8 protein-coding genes are annotated in these 7,789 nt (G+C 30.6%); 3 read left to right on the forward strand and 5 right to left on the reverse strand.

Translation table 11 applies throughout. The features are described 5' to 3' along the window. Positions 1 to 93 precede the first annotated feature (93 nt). The 5 genes from FNW17_RS14680 to FNW17_RS14700 form a co-directional block, all read right to left on the reverse strand. The gene (locus FNW17_RS14680; RefSeq protein ID WP_144072033.1) at positions 94 to 1,443 is read right to left on the reverse strand and encodes a hypothetical protein; all 1,350 of its coding nucleotides are present in this window, start codon (positions 1,441 to 1,443) and stop codon (positions 94 to 96) included. Between the two features lie 230 nt (positions 1,444 to 1,673). Beyond that, entirely contained in the window at positions 1,674 to 2,126 is a 453-nt protein-coding gene (locus FNW17_RS14685) for a sensor of ECF-type sigma factor (protein WP_143389436.1), read from the reverse strand. 6 nt (positions 2,127 to 2,132) lie between these two features. Further along, positions 2,133 to 2,546 (reverse strand): hypothetical protein, encoded by a 414-nt coding sequence (locus FNW17_RS14690; RefSeq protein ID WP_144072034.1) that lies wholly within the window; start codon positions 2,544 to 2,546, stop codon positions 2,133 to 2,135. A 30-nt stretch (positions 2,547 to 2,576) separates the two neighbouring features. Continuing rightward, on the reverse strand, positions 2,577 to 3,119 hold the full coding sequence (locus tag FNW17_RS14695) for an RNA polymerase sigma factor (RefSeq protein WP_143389434.1): 543 nt from the start codon (positions 3,117 to 3,119) through the stop codon (positions 2,577 to 2,579). 63 nt (positions 3,120 to 3,182) lie between these two features. Further along, positions 3,183 to 4,292 (reverse strand): SRPBCC family protein, encoded by a 1,110-nt coding sequence (locus tag FNW17_RS14700; RefSeq protein ID WP_144072035.1) that lies wholly within the window; start codon positions 4,290 to 4,292, stop codon positions 3,183 to 3,185. Positions 4,293 to 4,547: 255 nt separating this feature from the next. Here FNW17_RS14700 and FNW17_RS14705 point away from each other — a divergent pair, with 255 nt between their 5' ends. The 3 genes from FNW17_RS14705 to FNW17_RS14715 all read left to right on the forward strand — a co-directional run bounded on the left by FNW17_RS14705 (position 4,548) and on the right by FNW17_RS14715 (position 7,693). Continuing rightward, the gene (locus FNW17_RS14705; protein WP_144072036.1) at positions 4,548 to 6,584 is read left to right on the forward strand and encodes a dipeptidyl-peptidase 3 family protein; all 2,037 of its coding nucleotides are present in this window, start codon (positions 4,548 to 4,550) and stop codon (positions 6,582 to 6,584) included. A 233-nt stretch (positions 6,585 to 6,817) separates the two neighbouring features. Beyond that, positions 6,818 to 7,201: a hypothetical protein gene (locus tag FNW17_RS14710; protein WP_144072037.1), complete on the forward strand. Its 384-nt coding sequence runs from the start codon at positions 6,818 to 6,820 to the stop codon at positions 7,199 to 7,201. A gap of 21 nt (positions 7,202 to 7,222) precedes the next feature. Further along, positions 7,223 to 7,693 carry a PEGA domain-containing protein gene (locus FNW17_RS14715; RefSeq protein WP_144072038.1) on the forward strand — a complete coding sequence of 157 codons (471 nt, stop codon included), beginning with the start codon at positions 7,223 to 7,225 and terminating at the stop codon, positions 7,691 to 7,693. Positions 7,694 to 7,789: the final 96 nt, after the last annotated feature.

The following is a 7,789-nucleotide window of genomic DNA, read 5'->3' on the forward strand; positions in this document are numbered from 1 at the left end:
CTTTTTAAATATATTATTAAATGATAAATAAGAAAAATAAAAAAACACGGTTGTTTTTTACCGTGTTTTAATAATTCAATTTTTTTTGTGCTTTTATGTTCTTCTATTACTACTTCTTGAAGAATTAGAGTTTTCTCCAGAAGATGAATTTCTTGAAGAATTATTTTCTCTAGTAGATTCTGTTCTTTGCGGAGCAGATTGTCTTTGAGTTTCAGCTCTGTTTTGAGTATAATCTCTTTGTGGAGCAGTTCTTTGCGGAGCAGCTTCTCTTGGCGTTTCAGCTCTGTTTTGAGAATAATCTCTTTGTGGAGCAGTTCTTTGTGGAGCAGCTTCTCTTGGAGTTTCAGCTCTGTTTTGAGAATAATCTCTTTGTGGAGCAGTTCTTTGTGGAGTAGCTTCTCTTGGAGTTTCAGTTCTGTTTTGAGAATAATCTCTTTGAGTAGTTGTTCTTTGTGGAGCAGCTTCTCTTGGAGTTTCAGCTCTGTTTTGAGAATAATCTCGTTGAGTAATTGTTCTTTGTGGAGTATTTCCTCTTGGAGTTTCTGCTCTATTTTGAGAATAATCTCTTTGCGAAGTTGCTCTTTGAGAATTATTGTCTCTTTGATTTACATTCCTTTGGGTAGTATTTTCTCTTGAAGATTCATTTCTTCTTTGTGAATATCCAATTTCGTTTCTGGTGCCACCATTTCTGGTATTTCTAATTTGGTCTAATTCGTGACGATTGCTTACTGTAGTATTTCTTCTTGAAAAAGAATAATCAGGATGTTGTCTTTCGTATCCATTCGAGCTAATTCTACTGTAATTATTTGCTGCATAACTACTTCTTCTGTAATTTACATAATTGTAGTGATTATAACTATAATTGTTAAGGCAAATATTTACGTTATTTCTGTATCGAAAGATTGGATAAGTATTCCAAGCATAATAATAACTTGGATAATTATTCCAATACCAATTAGAATAATAAGGTTGATAATTAGACATCCAAAAACCAGAATAAATTAATGGAGTGTTATAATATACTGGCTCATATATATAATTTTGTCCATAAAAATAGGAGTTTCCTACCACTTGAATATGAATGTTGTTATTCCAATTTTTTTCAACTTCGATAGTTGCAACATCTTGATATAAGTCACGATCAAGTACCGATTGAATGATAACGATGTGTGTGCGTTTCTCTACAGATTCAATAACACGTAAATAATCTACTTGTCCATCATTATTCAAATCTAAATTCGAAATCTGAAGTTTAGGATCATTCAATTGTCTTTCAAAATCCTGTAGGTTTCTCGAATCACCAAAGATAGAAGCCACAACCCTTAAATCTAAATTGTCACTAATTTCAGAATTTTGAGCATTTACAATTGTTCTGTTTTGCCCTTGTATTTGTGTTGCAAATACTGAACTAATTAGGGCCAATACTAGTAGTTGAGTTTTCATAATAAATAAGATTAAGTTATTTGTTTGAATCAATCCAATTACTGTGCCAATTAATTAGATGCGTAAAGATTAATTACATGCTTTAATTTGTAATTACCTGTAAATGAATATTTATAATTAAAAAAAAAATTTTTTTTTAATTATAGTTTAAAAAAAATAATCATAAAAAAACCAACAAATAGACTAAGCTATTTATTGGTTTTTCAATGGTGTTTTTAAAATAATAATTTTTATTTCCTTGGCCCTTTATTTCGATATTGTTGCAATAACTTTCTATTGAAATCGTCTTCGGCTTTTTTCAGTTTTATAATTTTTACCGATGGCAAAATACCTTTTAGATTGGCGACGAATTTTTTCCTTATTTGGTATAATTCATCTTCAGTATTTTCCATCTGAGCTAGTAGAGAAGAGGCGTCTTTTTCGCTCATTTGGTCTAGATCGGCACCCATTCGCTGCTTGAAGGCTTTCATTTTTTGATGTCTAATTTCAAATTGTTTGTCATCATAAGCATTGTAAATGGGCCAGAACTTAGTAGCTTCATCTGTAGTTAAAGCTAATTCATTAGTAATAAAACCAACTTTTAAAGTTCTAATTTGCTCTTTCTTTTCTTCCATTTGGGATTGTCCAAACGAATGAATCGAAAGTAGAAATATAAGAATGAGTACTAATTTATTTGTTTTCATTTTGTATTAATTTAATAGATATTGTTCTAAATTTTTGTTTTGCGAAAGTTCATTTTCAATAGTAATATCTTCTATATCCAAGTCAAAACTCATTTTTTGAATGTCTTGTTCATCAAGAAGGTTAACTAAATCTGTATCAGAAACAGTGGATTGATAGGTAATGTAATTCTCTAAAGTAGCACTATCAATTTCAGATGTGTTACTAAAATAATTGTTATAAATAGGAATCGACAAAGCCAGCACTAAAATAGCTGCAGCTGCATACATCCAAGTTTTTTTCCTAGCAAAAAATGAAATCATTTTTGGTTCATTTTCAGGCAATTGTTGCATCATTTTAGTCGAAAAATCCTCAAAATAATTCTTAGGGACTGTAAATCCAGTTTGTATTTTAGGCTCGTTATCTAGTTTAAATGTTTTCATACTCGTTAGACTTCATCAAAGTCAAAAGGTTTAATTTTTTGTTACAAAGGCTTCTATTTTTTTAACAGCAAGATGATACGATGCTTTTAAAGCACCAACTGATGTGCCAAGTATTTTCGAAATTTCTTCGTATTTCAGTTCTTCAAAATATTTCATTTTAAAGATTAGTTGTTGTTTTTCGGGCAATAATACGATTGCTTTTTGCAATTTTATTTGAATTTCATTTCCATCAAAATAAACATCGGCTTTTAAATTGTCGATGGTTTTGTTTTGCAAAGTTTCAGACGAAACTCCATTTTTTTTCGCTTTTTGGGCTAAAAAAGTCAATGCTTCATTAGTCGCAATTCGATAAATCCACGAAAATAATTTGCTTTCTCCTTTGAATTTAATCAAATTTTGAAATACTTTTACGAAAGTATTTTGCAAAACATCATTAGCATCATCGTGATCCAATACGATATTTCGAATATGATTGTATAACGGTTTTTGATATTCTTTCAAGAGTTTTTCAAACGCTTGATTTTGCGTTTTTGGGTTTAAAAGCTCCTGAATAAATTCCTTTTCCTCTTGCAAAGCTGTAATTTATAAGTTTAGATTGGAATTTTTAAAATAGGTTTAATCACAATCGAAAAAAAATTAAAATTCTGAAGGGATTTCTTTTTCTTCTTGCGCTTTTGGTACCATCTCTTCAGTTGTTGTAGGTATTGCAACGGCCGGTTTATATACTGGTTTTGGTATTGTTGGATAATAAATTTCGGTCTTCCATTTAGATGGAGTATTGATTTCGTTTTTGCCAATCGTATATATTTCAAGATGAGAAAAAGTTGGATCTGTTCTTAAATTATTTGTTTTAAGATATTCTAATGTTTTATTTATTGCTTTACTGGTATGCGAATAATGTCCTGTCAAAGTTGTTTTTACAGCCTCGAAAGATCGTAAAGTATCTGACGAAATTTCGCTTCCTTCGGTTATGAAAATTGGATTTTTGATAGGAATACAAATCGATATTTTGGTGAGTTTATTTGTTGTATCATAAGTATGGTATATTGCAAAAGGTTTTCCTTTTATGGTAATATCATTATTATTACAAAAAGTAGTAATTTTAGAAAAGACAATAGCTGAATTTTTTGCCACTTTCGAAAATTCACTTGTAAATGTTTGAGCAAGATAAAAAGCCTCAAGTTTTTTAACCACGCCATTTACGGTTACATTATATGTATTTATTTCGTAATCTAATCTTTTATCCAAATGATTTAAACTTTTTTCGAAAATCCTGCCAAATATTTTATTGGCACCGCCGTCAAAAATTGTTTTCACTTTAAAGAGGAAACTCATTCTACCTTTTGCTTTCCAGGTTATTTTAGTTTTCCCCAATGTATCTTTAAAACTCATAGAAACATCGGCTGAATTGCCATTGAAACTCATTGTTTGCAGAATGCTGTCGTTTTCTTTTGTGTTTATAGTTTTCAATTCACCGCTTCCTTCTTTTCCATCCCAAGAGCAAAAACCGCCTTTACCTATAGTGTTATTGGAATAGGTGATGTTCATAAGTGAATCTTCAACAGCTAGTGAATTCCAATCTTTCCAATTTTTTAAATCGTTGGCATAATTAAATACCAGGGATCTTTGCGAATTGATAATCATGCTTCTTTCAACGGTAAATACTCCTTTTTGAGTGGCTATAAAAATAGATAGCGCTACTAAACTAAGTAATAATAAAAGAAAGAGGTACTTTATAATTCTCATAATAGGTAGGTTAATTTGAGTTGTAAAGTTAGAAATTTTATTAATACGTTTAACTATACTAAAAGCATAAATTAAATCTCAATTTTTCTTGAATTAATTAGTGATATACTCTTAAAAATAATACTGAAACCAGAAGCAAATATCAATTATTTCCTTACTTAATTTTTATTCAAAATAATTTTATTTGTTACAAAATTATTTAAATAAGTGTACATTTGTTAAATATTTATTTTAAAAACAACTAAATTAATACTGATGAAATTACTTAAAATTGCTGGTATTTTTATGACACTTGGAGTTTCTATTGTTTGCAATGCGCAGACGACAAATACCAAGGATATAAAAACTTCACCAGAAGCTCCATTTGATTATGTTGTCGAACAATTTGCCGACATAAAAGTGTTGCGTTACCAAATTCCGGGTTGGGAAAATCTCACGCTTAATGAACAAAAATTAGTTTATTATCTCACACAAGCAGGTTATTCTGGTAGAGATATTGGTTGGGATCAACATTATAAATACAACCTTAAAATCAGAAAAGCTCTCGAAAATATTTATGTAAATTACAAAGGAGATAAAAAGTCGAATGACTGGAAGAATTTTGAAATTTATATCAAAAGAGTTTGGTTTGCCAACGGTATTCACCATCACTATTCAAATGATAAAATCAAACCGGCTTTTTCTATAGCGTATTTTGATGGTTTAATGAAAGCCACTAAAACTAGCTTATCTCCAGCAATTGTAGCTGTATTATTCAATGATGCCGATGCCAAAAAAGTAAATCTCGATGAATCCAAAGGATTGTTAGAAGGTTCCGCAATTAATTTTTATGGCAAAGGAATTTCTGCAAAAGAAGTAGAAGCTTTTTATGCCAAGAAAACCAGTCCAGATTCAAAAAGACCATATTCTTTTGGATTGAATTCAAAATTAGTTCGCAATTCGAAAGGGCAACTAGAAGAAAAAGTTTGGAAAAGTGGTGGAATGTATGGTGCTGCAATTGACAAAATCGTTTATTGGCTCGAAAAAGCTAAAATGGTTGCCGAAAATAAACAACAAGGCGATGCCATCGGGTTGCTAATCAGTTATTACAAAACAGGAAGTTTGAAAACTTGGGACGATTACAACATTGCGTGGTCTCAGGCTACCGAAGGAAATATTGACTACATCAACAGTTTTATCGAGGTGTATAATGATCCTTTGGGATATCGAGGTTCGTATGAAAGCATCGTCCAAATCAAAGATTTTGATATGTCTAAAAAAATGGAAGTAATATCAAAAAATGCCCAATGGTTTGAAGACAATTCGCCTTTGCTTCCTGAAAATAAAAAGAAAAATGTAGTTGGTGTATCGTATAAAACCGTTGTTGTGGCTGGTGAATCTGGCGATTCGTCTCCTGCAACCCCTATTGGCGTAAACCTTCCTAATTCAGATTGGATTCGTGCTGAACATGGCTCAAAATCAGTTTCACTCGGAAATATTATTGATTCTTATAATAAAGCAGGTGGAAAAGGAAGATTACAAGAATTTGCCAACGATGCCGAAGAAATCGCTTTAGCCGTAAAATATGCTGAATTAGGAGATAAAATGCACACCGCTTTGCACGAAGTAATTGGTCACGCCTCAGGTCAAATAAATCCTGGTGTGGGAACACCAAAAGAAACTTTGAAAAGTTACGCTTCGACTCTCGAAGAAGGAAGAGCCGACTTAGTGGGATTGTATTATGTTTATAACCCAAAAATACAAGAACTAGGTTTAGTCGACGATTGGAAAAAACTAGGAATGGAATCTTATGATTCTTATATTCGAAATGGATTGATGGGGCAATTAGTTCGTTTAGAACCTGGAGCAAATATTGAAGAAGCGCATATGAGAAACCGTCAGTATGTGAGTGCTTGGGTTTTCGAAAAAGGAAAAAATGACAATGTTATTGAGAAAATAACACGTAACGGAAAAACTTATTTCAATATTACGAATTATGATAAATTACACGATATATTTGGGCAATTATTGCGCGAAATACAACGCATAAAATCCGAAGGCGATTATGAAGCAGGAAAAGCTTTGGTTGAAAATTATGGTGTAAAAGTAGATCAAAAAATACACGCCGAAGTCTTAGAAAGAAACAAACAATTTTCATCTGCACCTTATAGTGGTTTTGTAAATCCAGTTTTGGTTCCAAAGTTTGACGCTAAAGGAAATATTATTTCAATTAAAGTAAAACAACCAAAATCCTTTGCCGAACAAATGGTGAATTACTCTAAAACTTATGGATTCTTGCCTTTAGAAAATTAAAAAAAAATATTTATTTATATAGAAAAGGATGTCTTAATTTTGACATCTTTTTTTTTTGAAAATTTCCTTAATAAACTTTCAAATTTAAAAAACAAATTATTATATTTGATGGATAAAGATTACAAAATCATTGTAGTAAAATATCGGTCTAATTTTCAGTAGATTAATGATTTTCAATTACATGATTTTCAATTATTTTTAAGAGTAAAGTCATCTAAAAACTAAAAAAAAATATGAAAAGACTATTTGTTTTAATGTTACCCTTTTTGCTTTTAAGCTGTTCAGCTAACATTTCATCAAGATTCACAAGTCAAAATAAACCTTTGACAATTGAAGATAAAGTTGCCTTTTTAGATTTACTACATAAAGTTCCTGAAGGAGCAAAAAAACTTGGAGAAGCAAAATATGGAGATAGTGGATTTTCTACTAGTTGTGATTTTAATACTAATTTAATTAGTGCAAGAAAATTAGCCAGAACTAACGGTGCAAATATTGTTAAAGTAGTAAAAAAGTCTACGCCAGATTTATGGAGCAGTTGTTATAGAATTACTGTAGAATTTTATTTCTTTGAAGGAGATGTATCAAAATTACCACAATATCAATTACAAATTAATTAATTAATCTTAACTTTTTAAAAAATGAAAAAAACTATTTTCGCTTATTTATTATCATCATCATTGTTGTTATCTAGTTGTGCTACAATTATTTCAGGTTCAAAACAAAATGTAAAGTTTGCAAGTAATCCATCATCAGCTACCATTTTTATTGATGAAGTAGAAGTTGGTAAAACGCCATTTGAATTAAAACTCGCAAGAAATAGTGAGCATGATGTTCAGGTTAAATTAGACGGATACCAAACCTATCAAACAAGTTTAACAAAAAAATTTAATGCTTGGTACTTAGGAAATATACTCATTGGAGGAATAATTGGGCTAATAGTTGATCCAATTACTGGTGCAATTTATAATTTATCACCAAATGAAATCAATGCTAAACTAAATGAAGGAACAGTGTTCAATTCAACTAGCAAAGGTATTTATATTGCAGTTGTTTTAAATATTGATCCTACTTGGAAAAAAGTTGGACAATTAGAAAAAGTAGTTAACTAAAAAAAATCCAACAAATAATTTTAATCAAAAGAATTCCTCGAGGCTCTGCCTCGGGGTCATAAGTAAAAAAGATTAGTACATTTGTTTGATGAGCGA

Source organism: Flavobacterium franklandianum, assembly GCF_007097365.1.
Taxonomy (GTDB): domain Bacteria; phylum Bacteroidota; class Bacteroidia; order Flavobacteriales; family Flavobacteriaceae; genus Flavobacterium; species Flavobacterium franklandianum.

Coding starts and splice junctions, on each gene's coding strand:
- FNW17_RS14690 (WP_144072034.1), bottom strand. CDS start 2,546: ATGAAAACATTTAAACTAGATAACGAGCCTAAAATACAAACTGGATTT.
- FNW17_RS14705 (WP_144072036.1), top strand. CDS start 4,548: ATGAAATTACTTAAAATTGCTGGTATTTTTATGACACTTGGAGTTTCT.
- FNW17_RS14710 (WP_144072037.1), top strand. CDS start 6,818: ATGAAAAGACTATTTGTTTTAATGTTACCCTTTTTGCTTTTAAGCTGT.
- FNW17_RS14685 (WP_143389436.1), bottom strand. CDS start 2,126: ATGAAAACAAATAAATTAGTACTCATTCTTATATTTCTACTTTCGATT.
- FNW17_RS14680 (WP_144072033.1), bottom strand. CDS start 1,443: ATGAAAACTCAACTACTAGTATTGGCCCTAATTAGTTCAGTATTTGCA.
- FNW17_RS14700 (WP_144072035.1), bottom strand. CDS start 4,292: ATGAGAATTATAAAGTACCTCTTTCTTTTATTATTACTTAGTTTAGTA.
- FNW17_RS14715 (WP_144072038.1), top strand. CDS start 7,223: ATGAAAAAAACTATTTTCGCTTATTTATTATCATCATCATTGTTGTTA.